Below are 14,669 nucleotides of genomic sequence, written 5' to 3' on the forward strand. Positions count from 1 at the left end.
AGCGTTCAGTTGATCATTTCGGCCTTGGTGGCATACTGGTTCGACCTGTCCTGGTCACGCCAGAACCAGACGGTCACGACGCCGGAACGGCCGCGGACCTGCGTAAGCAGGGGGCCCGACAGAACGCCGTCGGGAGCGCCGTGGAAGTCGGCCGCATCCAGCAGCGTATCGCTGAGCGCGAGCCGCGCGTCGTTCTGGACGGCGACCTCCATCAACCGGCTCGCGACGTTGACGGTGTCGCCCGTCGCCGTGATGTGCTGATGGCTTTCGCCGAGGCGGGATGCGACGATCGGGCCGAAATGCGCGCCGATCTTGAAGCCGAGCTGATCCCTGATCGCAGGCGGCAATGACGCGATCCAGCGCTCGACGCCGCGGTGCAGGTCGATCGCGCATTTCAGCGCGCGTGCGGCGTCGTCGGGCATCGCGCCGGGCAGGCCGAACAGGATCATGGCGCCGTCGCCGAGAAATCCGCTGATCATGCCGCCGCAATCGACCGCGGCCCTGTCGATCAGCGCGTGAAATGCCTTCAGAATGTCCTGGAGTTCGTCCGGATCGATCCGCTCGCTCAGCGCCGTGAAACCGGAGAGATCGATGAAGACCATGGCTGCGTCCTGCCGGACGGGTTTTGACAGGAAATTTGGATCGCGCGCCAGCCACTCCTGCACGGCGGGAGCCTGGAATTGCGCGAGCGACCGGCTCTTGGCGGCGAGATATTGAGTGCGACGGCCTCCCGCCCACAATTGCACGCCGGCAAAGATCACAACCGGCGGCACTGCTGCGGCGAGCGTGGTCGCAGCGTTCAGCCAGACGCCGTGCGTGAACGCGAACAGATTGAGCCCGGCCCAGGCGATTATCACCGCGGCCGCCGCCATGATGCCGAGCGCGCTGCGCCGCCAGGCGAGCAGGCCCACCAGCAGCATTGGCAACAGGATCGCGATGAGCGCGTCGGCGATGTGGACCTTGCGGTCGCGCACGATGCCGTCGCCGGCGACGAGATGGGTGATCGCGGTCGAGACCACCTCGACGCCGGGCATCAGGGAATCGAACGGCGTCGGGTAGAAATCGCCGCCGCCTGCGACCGAGGCGCCGATCACAACGATGCGGTTCTCGATCGCCGCGCGATTGAGCGTGCCGTCGAAGATGCTCTGCGCGCTGACGGTGCGGATGGTGCGGCGCGGGCCGTAATAGGTGATCGGCAGTGCGAAGTCGGTATCGGTCGGCACCGCGCGGTCGCCGAGCAGGAGGTGGTCCGGTGCGATCGTCAGCGGCTTGTCGAGCGCACGCGTCGCGACGCGCAGCGGAAATGACAGCTCGACCTTGTCGCTCGTCCGGAACAGCATCGGCACCGAGAGCGGCGAGCCCGATTGTCCGGTCGCAACGTTGACGACGCCGACCTCGGCATGATCGGCGAACGCCGGCAAGGGCAACAGGAAGCGCTCGGCCTGCGGCAGCACGGCGAGGGGGCCTTGGTCGCTGGTCTCCACGGTCTCGCTGGCGGACGGGAAGATCGCCGCGGCGGCGAGGACCATGGGACCGGTCGCGAGCGTGTTTGCGAGCGTAGCGTCGCCAATCGCAGCGCTGCGGTCGACTAGCAGCAAGTCAATCGCGACGACCTTCGGCTTGAACTGCACGATGGTGTCGACGACACGGGCGAGATCGGCGCGTGGCAGCGGATAGCTGCCGCCGCGCTTCACCACGGTGTCGTCGATCGCGACGATGGTGACGACATCGGGCGGAACCTGCACGCCGCGGACCTGCGTCCGCCAATCCGTCAGCGTCGCCTCGAGGCGATCGAGAAAGCGCAGATGACCGTTGGCGTGGCCGGCATAGATACCCACGCCCCACAGTGCGGTGAGGACAAGTGCCGCCAGGATCTGAACGCGTCGGCTACTCATGTGGTCGTGTTGCAATTTTCTCTATCGTCCAAAAGTTTTTGACCAAGCCTCGTTGCCAAGCCTTATTGACCAAGCCTCATTGACCAAGTCTTGCCATCAGCGCGTCGACGCGCGGCTGGCCCCATGTCTTGACGGTCAAAGGACCGGTCGCTTCCACGTCGACGCCTTCGCCGGGGCCTAAAACGACGCCGCGTCCGCGGCTCCTGCGGCTCACGCCGACACGGCCGTCGGCGACGAAGACGGAGGTCTTGGCCTCCGCGACATCGACCGCCCATTTCGTACCGCGCACCGCGGCGATCGCCTGCGGCGTCAGCACCTTGAACGGATTGCCGCCGGGCTTCTTGGGCACCTCGACCAGCAGCGCTTTGCTGCTCAACTCCACGGAGTCTATATGTCCGTCGCGGTTGGCGTCCTTAAGTTCAAATCTGGCACCGTTTTCCGCAACGATGGTGATGCCGTTGTCGCAGCGCCAGGTCTGCGTGCCGGCAGCGGATGGCGATGCTGTGCAGCCCGCATTGGCAGGCTGCGCGGCCGCGTACCCCATCAACAAAGACGACCACAGCAGGGCGAAACATCCAGCGCGTGCGGTCTCTTTCATGCCAGCCTCCGTTTGCGTGCTCGACACATTTCAAAAGGCGGTGTTGATACGGTGCCGTATCACACGCAGGGGCTGCTGAAAAGTACCGACATCCTAGCTATTTTCTCGGCACGGGCTTTTCCAGACCGGCGCGATCAACTTTCGGTCAGGGTCTTCACCCTCTCACCGTTGTTACGCAGAGAGGCGAAGCACATCGCGTCGCGCGCTGGCCGACGAAGGCGACGTCCACCAGCCTGGCGCAACGCTTCGCCGCTATGATCAGCGGTATTGAAGACCACGAAAAGGACTTGGTTGGATGCGTTTGGAGATGCGGCCGGAGACGTCCGCTGACCGCACCGATCCGGCCGAGAATTATAGTTAACACACGCGCTTAAGTCCGTAGTTCTGCGGGCTTTTTTCTCGAAATGGGACGACGTTAACGCGCTGCCCCACATCCGCCCGAACTTAATCCGCATTTAACTAAAAGTGGCCTTAATGGCGCTCCGACCCTCTGCGAGATGCTGTTCCCGGATCGTGACCAGCGGCGCTTCGAAGGGGGACTGAGTGACACCGTTCTGGACGCAAGGCGAATGAGTACGAGTATCGCTGCGCAAGGTATCGCGGCACGGAAGTCCAAAGAATTCTCGAGCAATTCTTATCGGAAGCCTTCCCGGAAAATGACCACCCAAAACGTGCTTGGCGCTGCCGTGATCGGCTGCGTCGTGCTTGGCGCCGGCTGGACCATCTACAGCAACATCCTTGCCGCCAGCGTCTATCCGACCGTCGGCAGCAGCGGCTACGACGAGCCCGTGATCAAGCGCGCGCCCAGGGTCGCGCTGCGCGAGGCCGGTGAGGCCGTCAAGGAAGCCTTTGCACTCTTGCCCGACCGGTTGCAGGTGGCAGCGCCGATCTCGCGCGAGATGTTCAACGAACGCTTTGCTGCGGCTGCGACCCAAGGCGTGACATCGAATGCGGCGAGCGCCACGCCCGCAACCAAGGTAGCCGAAGCCAAGGACGCGCCAAAGCCGAGCGTGATCGCAAGGGTCGCGGAAGTCCTGAAGCCAGGTCCCGCCAAGATCGCTGACGCTGCGAAGTCCAAGCGCACCGACGCGCCGGTGCAGCTTGCCTCGGCAGATCCGGCCGAGATCGTGCCGGCGGCTGAGGCGAAGCCGAAATCGTTCGCCGATCGCGCCAAGGCCGCGGTGATGTCGGTGACCGGGCCGCGGCAGTCGATGGTGGAAAAGCTCTGGGGCAAGCGTGAGCCGTCCGGCGGGCTGCTCGCCTATGCCTCGGCCGATGCCAGCGTGACCGCTTCCATTGCGCCGAAGGAGCAGAATCCCATGCTCGGCGGTTCGGCGCCCTATGACCGCTCCACCGCGGTTTACGACATCAGCGCGAAGACGGTGTATCTGCCCGACGGCACCAAGCTCGAGGCACATTCCGGCCTCGGCTCCAATCTCGACGATCCCCGTTCCTCGCGCATCCGCATGCGTGGCGTGACGCCGCCGCACATCTACGACTTGAAGCCGCGCGAAGCGCTGTTTCACGGCGTTCCGGCGCTGCGCCTGACCCCGATTGGCGGCGAGAGCGCGATCTACGGCCGCGACGGTCTGCTCGCGCACACCTTCATGCTCGGGCCGAATGGCGACTCCAACGGCTGCGTGTCGTTCAAGGACTATTACGCGTTCCTCGATGCCTACCGCAACAAGGGCATCCGCAGGCTCGCGGTGCTGGCGCGAGTGGAGTGAGGCGCAACGCGCCTCACCGCTTTTTGCACGATCAGCGTTTGACGAAAACCAGGTTGCAGGCACGCGCCTCGTTGCGCTTGCCGCTGCCGCGGCTGCGTTCGAACTGGGCATCGACCGTAAACGCGTAGGGAGAACCCGGCGGCAAGTTATTGAGGGTGTAAGTGCTCGCCCCTGTCGTCCCGCGCGCGCTCAATGTCGTCTTGCCGTCAGCAGGGATCTGGCCATCGATCTCCAAGCGGTTGACGGCGCCCTGGCTCTGAGCGTCAGCGTGAAACACGCCGTTCGCAACCGTGGCAGATAGGGCCCGGGTGAAGCCCTGCGCCTTGCCGGTAGCCGCGCAGTTCAACGTCACGTCCCAGTTGCCGTCGAAGTCTTTGCCGCCGCCGGCCCGGCCGTTGCCGGCAGGCGCCAGCGCCATCTTCTGCTTCAGGCCTTCAACTCGCGCCTTGGCGAGAGTGGCGAAAATGCAATTCGGGAATCTGGCGAGGTGATCCTCGTAGGCACCAAGCGTGCCGATGCCGTCCGCAGCCTTCCAGTGCGCCTCAGCGGCCGCGCAGGGATCGGGCCGCGCCGCAGCTGGCGGAGCCGCCGGTGCCACCGTGATCGACACCGGTCCGTTCAGGTAGAACTTGCCGATGATCGACAGCGACAGCTCCGGGAGCTGGGTCTTGCCGCTGGAGTCGTAGACGTCGCTGCTGATGTCGCGAAAGACCTCGCCGATCTCCTGCGGTTCCTCGATGTGCTTCAGGAACGCGCTCGTATAGGGACTGTTGCGGCCGCTGCCGTCCGCCGCGGTCTGCCCGGATTGGGTCGAGAACGACACGATCGTGCCGCGCGGTGCCTCGACCTTGGACAAGCCCCGTCCGATCGAGGCGGCACGCGTCATGCCGGCGGAGCGCTTCAAGGTTTCGGCCAGCGGATTGTCGCGGCAGGAATCGAGCACGAGGATGCGCAGGTTCTTGGCCTGCTGCAAATCGTTCACGATGTCGTCGACCCGCACGAAACGCTTCAGGTCGGCTTCGTCGCTCAGCACGGCGTCGACAGGCATGAGATAGTTCACGCCGTTGTACTGCATCGCATGGCCGCTGTAGTAGAACATGGCGACATCGGCTCGGCTCGCGGCGCGCGCGAAGCGGATGGTCAGGTCCTGCATGTCGGCCTGGCGCAGGTCGATGCCCTGGAGCACCTCGAAACCGCTGCGCTTGAGCGAGGCGGCGACGTCTTCGGCATCGTGCGACGGGTTGGGAAGCTGCGCCGTGCTGGCATAGGCGCCGTTGCCGATCACCAGCGCGACCCGCGTTTCCGCCGATGCAGACCCAAGGGAAAGCCAGCAGGCGAGGAGGGCGAGGCAAAGTTTGGCCGGGCAAAATCTGGAAAGAGCACGCATGAATGCCTTCCAAGGAAATGTCGAAAAATATCCCTCGAGATTAGCGCATGCCGCGCCGACATCAATGCTCTGCCTGAGAAACGCTCAGATTTCGCGGCCGTGACATCCTGTCACGCTGGGCTCGCCGCCATCGTCTTGCGCAGAGCCATTTCGGTTGCGATCGCCTCCCGCACCGCCGGCCGCGCCTGCATGCGCTCGAGATAGGCCGACAAGGATGGCCATTGCGCGATGTCGACGCCTGCGGGACGGAGCAGCAGCAAGGCCCAGGTGAGGTGGGCGTCCGCGACGGTGAAGCGGTTGCCGACGAGGAATTCCCGGTCCGCCAGATGCGTGGCAGGCATCGACAATGTCTCCGCTACCCTTGCGCGCGGCTTGGCGAGCGAGCCGTCGTCCTTGTACCAGAAGGTCGGAAACAGGAACGCCTTGTGGATCTCGGCGCCGACGAAGCTCAGCCATTCCTGGAGGCGATAGCGATCGGGATCTCCGAACGCGGGCGCAAGGCCCGCCTCCGGTTTTACATCGGCGATGTATTGCAGGACCGCCGCGCTTTCGGTCAGCCGTTCGCCGTTCTCCAGAACCAGGACCGGCACCGCGCCCTTCGGCGAAATGCCAAGGAAATCGCTGCCGTCGTCCACGACTTTCTTGGTCCAGATATGAGCGAGGTGATAGTGCGCATCCAAGCCGGCCTCCATCAGCGCGATGCGGCTGGCGAGCGAGCAGGCCATCGGAAAGAAGTAGAGTTGCAGCATCGTCGCGCTCCGTCAGGTCAGCGCTTCGGCTTGCGCGATGATCGCGAAGCGATCCGACAATTCGGCCAGTGCGACCTCGTGAATGGTCCTTGCAGAGAGCGCTCCGCCGCGGCCGTCGGGCAGATCGCGTGTGGCGCAGGCATCGGCTGCGATCGTCGTGCGCAGGCCGAGGTCGAGCGCGGCCCGGGCCGTCGAGCTGACGCACATATGCGTCATGAAGCCCGCCAGCACGATGTTCTTGCGTCCGCTCGTGCCGAGCTGCGCCTGCAGGTCGGTGCCGGCGAAGGCGTTCGGCAGCTCCTTCTCGATCACGAGCTCGTCCGCAAGCGGCGCGAGCTCGGTGACGATGGCGCCGCGATCGGCGGTGCGATCGAACAGGCCGCCGGGCTTGCCGCGATGGGCGATATGGATGATTGCGGATCCGCGTTCGCGCGCCCGCGCCAGCAAGGCGGCCGCCCGCGCGATCGCAGGCCCGGCGCCGGGCAGGGCGAGGGGCCCTGCGAGATATTCGTTCTGGATGTCGATCAGCACGAGCGCGGCGTCGCCGAGACGCGGCGGCGTGAGATCGGCACCGGACAATTCGAGCAGGGTCTTTGGAGCGGTCATACTGGTCAGGCTTCCGTAAGGAGATCAGATGGCGTGACACTAGCGCGGCGGCGGCCTGCCATTGTGCAGGACTATTGCAGCATATGGCTGCAAATTTGCAGGAGCCGGTGACGCCTGCTAGACTCGCCTGCGATGAATTGGGACGATCTGCGCATCATCGCCGCGGTAAGGGACGAGGGCACCTATGCCGGCGCCAGCGCACGGCTGCGCATCGACGAGACTACCGTTGGCCGAAGGCTTGCGCGCATCCAGCGCGATCTCGGCGTGCCGCTGTTCGATGCGGTGGACGGTCTGAGACGGCCGACCCGCCACTGCGAGGCCGTGCTCGAACATGTCAGCGCCATGGCGTCACATGTCGCGGCGATTGACCGGCTCAGTGAAAGCCAGCCCGGGCCGGTCGGCCGCCTGCGTATCGCCTCGACCAATGCGGTCGCCGAGGAACTGCTGGCCCCGCACGCCGGCGCCTTCCTGCGCGATCATCCCGGCCTGTCCCTTCAGTTCCTCACCTCCAGCAGCAACGTCAAATTCTCGCGCTGGCAGGCTGACCTCGCCATTCGCTTGCGCAAGCCGGAGAAGGGCGACTTCACGATCTCCAAGCTCGGCGAGGTCAGGCTGTATTTCTTCGAGCCCACTGAGCGCGCGGGCGGCGATCCGGTCGCCTGTGTCTATCCGGACGAGCTCGACGCTATTCCGGAGCAGCAGTTTCTGCGCGCGAAGCGGCTGAAGAACGTGCGCTGCGTCACCGACAACGTCCGCATCATCCGCACTATGATCCAGTCGCATCAGGTCGTCGGCGTGCTGCCCGAGCACAGCTGCGGGACGCTGCTCGCCGACCGCAGCCTGCGCGCGACGCTTCTGCCGAGGCGCCGCGACGTCTGGCTGCTCGTGCAGAACCACCTCAAGCGCGACCCGGCGACGCGGCTCACCATCGAATGGGTGCGCCACTGCTTCAGGGATTTTGAGCGCGGGTGACTGTCGGCCGGCGCCTGGCGGTGCGTGAACGCGATCCGCGCGCGACGCGACCAAGTTATGGGATTGCGCGCGCGCGAAGGTTGCGTAATCTCGCGACGACCACAGGCTTGATCGGGGCAGGCGCATGACCACTCTCCAGGAAACCATCCACCCGTCGGCGCAATCGCGGGAATGGAAGGCGATCGTCATCCTGATCCTCCTGATCCCGGTGCTGTGGTCGCCGCCGTTCCTGTTTCGCATCTTCCTGTTCCAGCCGTTCAACATCCCGTCCGGCTCGATGAGGCCGACGCTGGTCGTCGGCGACTACGTGTTCGCCGCAAAATATGCCTATGGCTATGGCCGCTATTCGTTTCCTTTCGCGCCGTCATGGATCTCGGGCCGCGTCCTTGCCGCCGAGCCCGGGTATGGCGACGTCGTGGTGTTTCGCACGCCGAAGGACAATTCGGTCGACTATGTCAAGCGTGTGGTCGGGCTGCCCGGTGATCGTATCCAGATGCGGCAGGGCCAGCTCATCCTCAACGACCGCCCGGTGACGCGCGTCGCTCTCGCGAACGTGCCCGGGGGCTCCGCCTGTGGTGTGGATGACGGCGCCAAGATCAAGCGCTGGCGCGAGACGCAGCCGAACGGCGCGAGCTATGTGACATATGACTGGGTCGACAACGGTTATCTCGACAACACCAGCGTCTTCACGGTGCCATCAGGTCATTTCTTCGCGCTCGGCGACAACCGCGACAACTCCACCGACAGCCGCATGATGTCCGTGATGGGATTCATCCCGATGGACAATCTCGTCGGCCGCGTGACGCGGATATTCTGGTCACTCGACGAACACGGCGAGCCGCACATGGAGCGTCTGGGGAAGGTGTGGTGAGGCCTCATCATTCCGGGCTCGGCGCTGCGCGCCGCCCCGGAATGACGTGCGGAGACAAACAAAAACCCCGGCATCGCTGCCGGGGTTTCGCATTTGGTGTTTGCTGGAGTGGCTGGATCAGAAGTCCATGCCGCCCATGCCGCCGCCCGGAGGCATCGCGGGGCCGGAGCCGCCCTTCTTGGGCAGCTCGGCGACCATGGCTTCCGTGGTGATCAGCAGGGCCGCAACCGAAGCTGCGTTCTGGATCGCGGTACGGACCACCTTGGTCGGGTCGATGATGCCCTTCTTGACGAGGTCGCCATATTCGCCGGTCTGGGAGTCGAAGCCGTAGGCGTAGGCCTTGTTCTCGAGGACCTTGCCGACGATCACCGAGCCATCTTCACCGGCGTTGATCGCGATCTGGCGAGCGGGAGCCGAGAGCGCCTTGCGCACGATCTCGACGCCGGTCTTCTGGTCGTCGTTCTTGGTGCGCAGGCCCTTGAGCTGCTCGGAAGCACGGAGCAGGGCGACGCCGCCGCCCGGGACGATGCCTTCCTCGACAGCCGCGCGGGTCGCATGCATCGCGTCATCAACGCGATCCTTGCGCTCCTTCACCTCGACTTCGGTCGCGCCGCCGACGCGGATCACCGCGACGCCGCCGGCGAGCTTGGCCAGACGCTCCTGGAGCTTCTCACGGTCGTAGTCCGAGGTGGTCTCCTCGATCTGCGCCTTGATCTGGGCCACGCGCGCCTCGATGTCGGCCTTCTTGCCGGCGCCGTTGACGATCGTGGTGTTCTCCTTGTCGATCATCACCTTCTTGGCGCGACCGAGCATGTTGAGCGTGACGTTCTCGAGCTTGATGCCGAGATCTTCCGAGATGGCCTGGCCGCCGGTCAGGATCGCGATGTCCTGCAGCATGGCCTTGCGGCGATCGCCGAAGCCCGGAGCCTTGACCGCAGCGACCTTCAGGCCGCCACGGAGACGGTTCACGACCAGGGTCGCGAGCGCTTCGCCTTCGACGTCCTCGGCGACGATGACCAGCGGCTTGCCGGTCTGCACCACAGCCTCGAGCAGCGGGAGCAGCTCGTTCAGCGAGGAGAGCTTCTTCTCGTTGATGAGGATGTAGGCGTCGTCCATCTCAACGCGCATCTTGTCGGCGTTGGTGACGAAGTAGGGCGAGATGTAGCCGCGGTCGAACTGCATGCCCTCGACGACGTCGAGCTCGGTCTCGAGCGACTTGGCTTCCTCGACGGTGATGACACCCTCGTTGCCGACCTTCTTCATGGCGTCGGCGAGGAACTTGCCGATCTCCGCGTCACCGTTGGCCGAGATGGTGCCGACCTGGGCGATCTCGTCGTTCGAGGTGACCTTCTTGGAGTTCTTGACGAGGTCCGCAACGACGGCTTCGACCGCGAGGTCGATGCCGCGCTTGAGGTCCATCGGATTCATGCCGGCGGCAACCGACTTGGCGCCTTCACGCACGATCGCCTGGGCGAGCACGGTGGCGGTGGTGGTGCCGTCGCCGGCCGCGTCAGCGGACTTGGAGGCGACTTCGCGCACCATCTGCGCGCCCATGTTCTCGAACTTGTCCTCGAGCTCGATCTCCTTGGCGACGGTAACGCCGTCCTTGGTGATGCGGGGAGCGCCGAACGACTTGTCGAGCACGACGTTGCGGCCCTTCGGGCCGAGCGTGACCTTCACCGCGTTGGCGAGAATGTCGACGCCGCGCAGCATCTTGTCGCGCGCATCAACCGAGAATTTGACTTCTTTAGCTGCCATGTGGATTTTTCCTTAGGTGTCTAGCTGGGTGGGGAGAGGGGGCTGTTAGGCCGCCTTCTTCTTGGAAGCGGGGACGTCGAGGACGCCCATGACATCGCTTTCCTTCATGATCAGCAGATCGACGTTGTCGATCTTGACTTCAGTGCCGGACCACTTGCCGAACAGCACGCGGTCGCCGACCTTCAGGTCGATCGGGATCAGCTTGCCGGCTTCGTCGCGACCACCGGGACCGACAGCGACGATTTCGCCCTGCGAGGGCTTTTCCTTGACGGTGTCGGGAATGATGATGCCGCCAGCGGTCTTCTCTTCTGCGTCGATGCGCTTGACCACGACGCGGTCGTGAAGCGGACGGAATTTCATGCAGTCCTCCTAAGCATTTGTTTAGCTTGATGTTTTCAGGGGTGTTAGCAGTCGATGCCCGCGAGTGCCAATGCGGGTGAAGCTCAGATAAGCCAGGATTTTTGCGGGGGCAAGGGCTTCTACCAGAAAAATCAGCACTCAGAAGCGCTGTCTGCCAGAATTCTTTACCATCGTTAACCGGCCCCGGGGGCCGTATTAGCACGGTGCCGCATCTGCTGCTAACGCATTGAATTTCAACAGCTTGTTAAACTTTTGGGCTTGAGATGGATTATCAGTTTGCGTCACATTTGCCTCATGTGAGCGCATCTCCACCGGGTGGCTCGTAGGGCGTACCGGAACGCCACCCCTTGAATATGCGCTCCTGCAAAGGAGGTTGGCATGGTCTCGCGGGTTGGGGTTGTTTCCGACGATTTCCGGAAACAGGCGCTGGGTTACGGGCTGACGACGGCCGAAATTCTCTATCGGATGCCGGATCATCGCTCGCTGCTCCAGACCTATGTCTGGCAGAATTACGACATGTTTCCGAAATTTCCGGCGCTGACGGATTTCCTGGCGTTCTGGCAGGAGAAGCTCGACGGCCCGCTGCATTCGGTGACGGTCGTGCATTCCAAGCTGATCAAGCCGGCCGAGCTGCGCGCGGTGGACGGCGTGTTCCGGCTGCATTGAAGGCAAATGCGGTGCTGCAGGGTGGGTTAGCGTCAGCGTAACCCTCCATGCATCAACGATTGCGAAGCAAAGGGGTGGGTCACGCCAAGCGGACTGCGCTTCGCGCAGCCGCGGGGCCCACCCACCCTACGATTTCGCATTCTGTGCTAGCCTCTCCCCATAACAACAACAGGGAGGCCAGCCCATGGCCAAGAAGGCAAAATCGCGCACCGCATCGCAAGCCGCGGTGAAGAAGCGGAGCGGAGCCAAGGCCGCGCCCCGATTATCGGCGCGCAAGGCGGTGAAAGCCAAGGCGGTGAGAGCGAAGGCGCGCACTGTCACTCCGAAAAAGCCCGCGCGTCCCAAGCAGCGCATCGCCATCAGCCATCACCGCGAAGAGGATTTCAAAGCCGACGGCCTGCGCGCCTACGCAAAATACCGCGACCTCGGCATCGCCGCTGCAAGCCACGGCCTCGCGCAGGCGCATGTGATCCGCCTGCAAGGCCCCTGCAATCCGGACGAGGTGTCGAAGCTGCACTTCCACGACGTCGAATTCCAGATGGTCTACGTGCTTAAGGGCTGGGTGAAGACCTATATGGACGGCGAGGGTGAGACGCTGATGAAAGAGGGCAGCGCCTGGACCCAGCCGCCGAAGATCAAGCACATGATTTTGGATTACTCGGACGACGTCGAGCTGCTGGAGGTGATCCTGCCGGCGGAGTTCAAGACGGTGGAGTTGAAGGCGTAGGCTCCTTCGTCGTCATTGCGAAGGAGCTCTTGCGACGAAGATTCCAGAGCGCTTCTCACGCGCGGCCTTCGATCGCCTCGCAGCTTCAAGAGGTCGGCTCATTGAGACAGAGATCAGGCGCAGCTGTCGCAGTGGCGCTTCCACATCGCGCGATAGGCGCCGTCCACCGCTTGCACGTATGAGACGGGGTTGCCGGCGGCCGCAGCCCTGATCTGTTCGGGCAGTTCGCGGCGCAACGTCGCGAGATCGCCGATCTGCGTCCCACGGCTCGCTGCGATTTCGACATACGCGTCATCGCTGTCGGCGACCCAGTCCGGCAGGCCAAGCGCGGTGAGGATGGAGCCGGCAGCACGGCTAGGCAGGCTGTTACCGAGCCTCGCCACCACCGGCACGCCCATCTGCAAGGCTTCCCATGTGCTGACGCCGCCATTCTGCGGGAACGGGTCGAGGCCGATATCGACGCGATTGAACGATGCCAGATGTTCGCCGCGCGAGGTGGCCCCGAGCAGATCGACGCGTTCGGCCGGCAACCGGCAAGCTGCAAACCGCGCCAGCAGATTGTCGCGGACCAGCTGAGCGTCCAGCGCAGTATCCTTGATCAGCAGTCGCGAACCCGGCACCCGCTCGAGAATCCTGGACCAGACCTCCACCGCCTCGTTCGAAATCTTGCTGATGCGGTTGAAGACACCGAATGTGATGAAGCCGTTCGCAATCGCCGGCGTTGGCGCCCGCGCAATCCCGGCCGGCAGCGGCGCTAACGTCACAAAGCACGGCAGGTCGACGATGGTCTCCGCAAACAGATGCCGAACCGCGACAGGAATCGCGACCGGGTCCGAGAACAGATAATCGATCGTTGGCAGCCCGGTGCCGGTACCGTGGCCCCAGCCATGCACCTGGACCGGTGCCGGCTTGCGCGCAAACACGCCGAGGCGGTTTCCGCTGGTATGGCCGGACAGGTCGATCAGGATATCGACGCCATCGGCGCGGATCTGTGCCGCGAGGCGATCGTCGGACCATTGCGAGGCGTCGCGCCAGCGATCGGCCATCCCTTGAAATTCGCTGGTCGTCGCATCCGTTTTCGACGAACAAGAGTAGCACACGATCTCGAACTGTGCCCGATCATGGTGCTGCAGGACCGGCTTGAAAATGAACGCCGCCGAATGTGTGTGAAAATCCGACGAGACATAACCCAGCACCAGACGGCGATTCGGATCGCGGCTGTTATCATGCGGTCCCGCCGCTGCTGAAGCGATCTTCGCACCGATCTGCTCCCACCATACATGCCGCGCTTGCTGATGCTGCGCAACGCTGGCCTTCGCCATAAAATCGAGGGTGAATATCTTGCTGGAGATCGTGCTCTGGTCAGGCTGGATGTCGAGAGCTCTGTCGAAACTGGCGAGGGCTTCGTCGACCCGGCCAAGTACCGCGAGACATTGGCCGAGCAGGCTGTGGGCATGAGAGAAGCCGGGATCGGTCGCGAGAGCCTTCTCGCAATCGGACAATGCTTCGGCAACTCGCCGGGTCAGGAGCAAGATGCTGGCCCGCCAGAGCCACCCATTCGCGTCGTCGGGTGCCAGCGCGATTGCCCGATTGCAATCCGCCATGGCTTCGTCAAATCGCTGAAGTTCCCGCAATGCAACGGCGCGGGTCGACAGTGCCGAGGCATAGTCAGGCTTGATCGATAGCGCGCGGTTTAGGCTTGCGATAGCCTCGTCATAGGCGCGCAGACGGCAGAGCGCCCAACCCCGGCCGTTATGGGCTTCGGAAAGTTTTCCGTCGATTGCGAGCGCCTTGTCGTAGCTCTCGAGCGCTTCTTGGTAAAGTTCAAGGGCCGCGCTCGCGTTACCGAGATTGGACAGGGCCAAGGCGTAGTTGGGGCGCAAGGCGAGGGCCTTTCGATAGCTCTCGCGGGCCTCATTGTGACGTTCTAGCCCGTTCAGTGCGACGCCCAGGCTCATATGAGCTTCGGCAGATCGCGGATCCACGGCAACCGCTCGGCTCAGCAGAACTTGGGCTTGCTGATAGTTTTTGGCGTCAGACTCCAAAGCGCCCAGCAAATGAAGCGCGATGAATTGGTTGGGCGCGAGCTCCAGGAGTTCGCGATAGGCCGCCTTTGCCTCGCGGAGAAGTCCTGCCTTGTGCAGTTGGAGGGCGCGCGCGAGCAACGGCCCCACCTCGGCTTTTTGCCGTTTCTGAAGCCGGGCATTTTGAAATGCACGCTGGCCGACGCTGTCGCTCATGAATCAATTCCACCCGAATCTCCGGGCGAGATTAACATGGAAGGATTGTCCGGATTGCGCTGCGGTTCATCCGGGCGACGAGGGCGCCAGCCTCACGCAAGCCTCACGTCAAC

The 14,669-nt window shown here is 63.8% G+C and carries 13 protein-coding genes; 5 read left to right on the forward strand and 8 right to left on the reverse strand.

Translation table 11 applies throughout. The features are described from left to right. Positions 1 to 5: 5 nt before the first annotated feature. Together QCM77_RS17405 and QCM77_RS17410 are read right to left on the reverse strand one after the other, a co-directional pair. Positions 6 to 1,895: a CHASE2 domain-containing protein gene (locus tag QCM77_RS17405; protein WP_279684270.1), complete on the reverse strand. Its 1,890-nt coding sequence runs from the start codon at positions 1,893 to 1,895 to the stop codon at positions 6 to 8. A 76-nt stretch (positions 1,896 to 1,971) separates the two neighbouring features. Next, positions 1,972 to 2,493 (reverse strand): FecR domain-containing protein, encoded by a 522-nt coding sequence (locus QCM77_RS17410; protein ID WP_279684271.1) that lies wholly within the window; start codon positions 2,491 to 2,493, stop codon positions 1,972 to 1,974. Positions 2,494 to 3,149: 656 nt separating this feature from the next. Here QCM77_RS17410 and QCM77_RS17415 point away from each other — a divergent pair. Beyond that, positions 3,150 to 4,220 carry a DUF2778 domain-containing protein gene (locus QCM77_RS17415; RefSeq protein WP_279684272.1) on the forward strand — a complete coding sequence of 357 codons (1,071 nt, stop codon included), beginning with the start codon at positions 3,150 to 3,152 and terminating at the stop codon, positions 4,218 to 4,220. A gap of 31 nt (positions 4,221 to 4,251) precedes the next feature. Here QCM77_RS17415 and QCM77_RS17420 read toward each other — a convergent pair whose 3' ends face one another. The 3 genes from QCM77_RS17420 to QCM77_RS17430 all read right to left on the reverse strand — a co-directional run bounded on the left by QCM77_RS17420 (position 4,252) and on the right by QCM77_RS17430 (position 6,962). After that, entirely contained in the window at positions 4,252 to 5,607 is a 1,356-nt protein-coding gene (locus QCM77_RS17420; RefSeq protein WP_279660776.1) for a caspase family protein, read from the reverse strand. 110 nt (positions 5,608 to 5,717) lie between these two features. After that, on the reverse strand, positions 5,718 to 6,356 hold the full coding sequence (locus tag QCM77_RS17425; protein WP_279660777.1) for a glutathione binding-like protein: 639 nt from the start codon (positions 6,354 to 6,356) through the stop codon (positions 5,718 to 5,720). 12 nt (positions 6,357 to 6,368) lie between these two features. Further along, positions 6,369 to 6,962 (reverse strand): cysteine hydrolase family protein, encoded by a 594-nt coding sequence (locus QCM77_RS17430; RefSeq protein ID WP_279660778.1) that lies wholly within the window; start codon positions 6,960 to 6,962, stop codon positions 6,369 to 6,371. Between the two features lie 132 nt (positions 6,963 to 7,094). Between QCM77_RS17430 and QCM77_RS17435 the strand changes: the two genes are divergently transcribed. Then, a complete protein-coding gene (locus QCM77_RS17435) occupies positions 7,095 to 7,934 on the forward strand; it encodes a LysR family transcriptional regulator (protein WP_279660779.1) in 840 nt (279 codons plus the stop codon). A 124-nt stretch (positions 7,935 to 8,058) separates the two neighbouring features. Continuing rightward, complete coding sequence (lepB, locus tag QCM77_RS17440; protein ID WP_279684273.1) at positions 8,059 to 8,805, forward strand: signal peptidase I; 747 nt, start codon at positions 8,059 to 8,061, stop codon at positions 8,803 to 8,805. Between the two features lie 117 nt (positions 8,806 to 8,922). Here lepB and groL read toward each other — a convergent pair whose 3' ends face one another. Together groL and QCM77_RS17450 are read right to left on the reverse strand one after the other, a co-directional pair. Then, positions 8,923 to 10,563, reverse strand: coding sequence for a chaperonin GroEL (gene groL, locus QCM77_RS17445; protein ID WP_279660781.1), 1,641 nt, complete (start codon positions 10,561 to 10,563; stop codon positions 8,923 to 8,925). Between the two features lie 45 nt (positions 10,564 to 10,608). Further along, positions 10,609 to 10,923, reverse strand: a complete 315-nt coding sequence (locus QCM77_RS17450) for a co-chaperone GroES (RefSeq protein WP_247338897.1) — start codon at positions 10,921 to 10,923, stop codon at positions 10,609 to 10,611. 378 nt (positions 10,924 to 11,301) lie between these two features. Between QCM77_RS17450 and QCM77_RS17455 the strand changes: the two genes are divergently transcribed. Together QCM77_RS17455 and QCM77_RS17460 are read left to right on the forward strand one after the other, a co-directional pair. Continuing rightward, a complete protein-coding gene (locus QCM77_RS17455; RefSeq protein ID WP_279660782.1) occupies positions 11,302 to 11,589 on the forward strand; it encodes an usg protein in 288 nt (95 codons plus the stop codon). Between the two features lie 184 nt (positions 11,590 to 11,773). Next, on the forward strand, positions 11,774 to 12,316 hold the full coding sequence (locus QCM77_RS17460; RefSeq protein ID WP_279684274.1) for a cupin domain-containing protein: 543 nt from the start codon (positions 11,774 to 11,776) through the stop codon (positions 12,314 to 12,316). Between the two features lie 113 nt (positions 12,317 to 12,429). Here QCM77_RS17460 and QCM77_RS17465 read toward each other — a convergent pair whose 3' ends face one another. Next, positions 12,430 to 14,556, reverse strand: a complete 2,127-nt coding sequence (locus QCM77_RS17465; RefSeq protein WP_279684275.1) for an O-linked N-acetylglucosamine transferase, SPINDLY family protein — start codon at positions 14,554 to 14,556, stop codon at positions 12,430 to 12,432. Positions 14,557 to 14,669: the final 113 nt, after the last annotated feature.

This window comes from Bradyrhizobium nivariense (genome assembly GCF_029846695.2).
GTDB lineage: Bacteria > Pseudomonadota > Alphaproteobacteria > Rhizobiales > Xanthobacteraceae > Bradyrhizobium.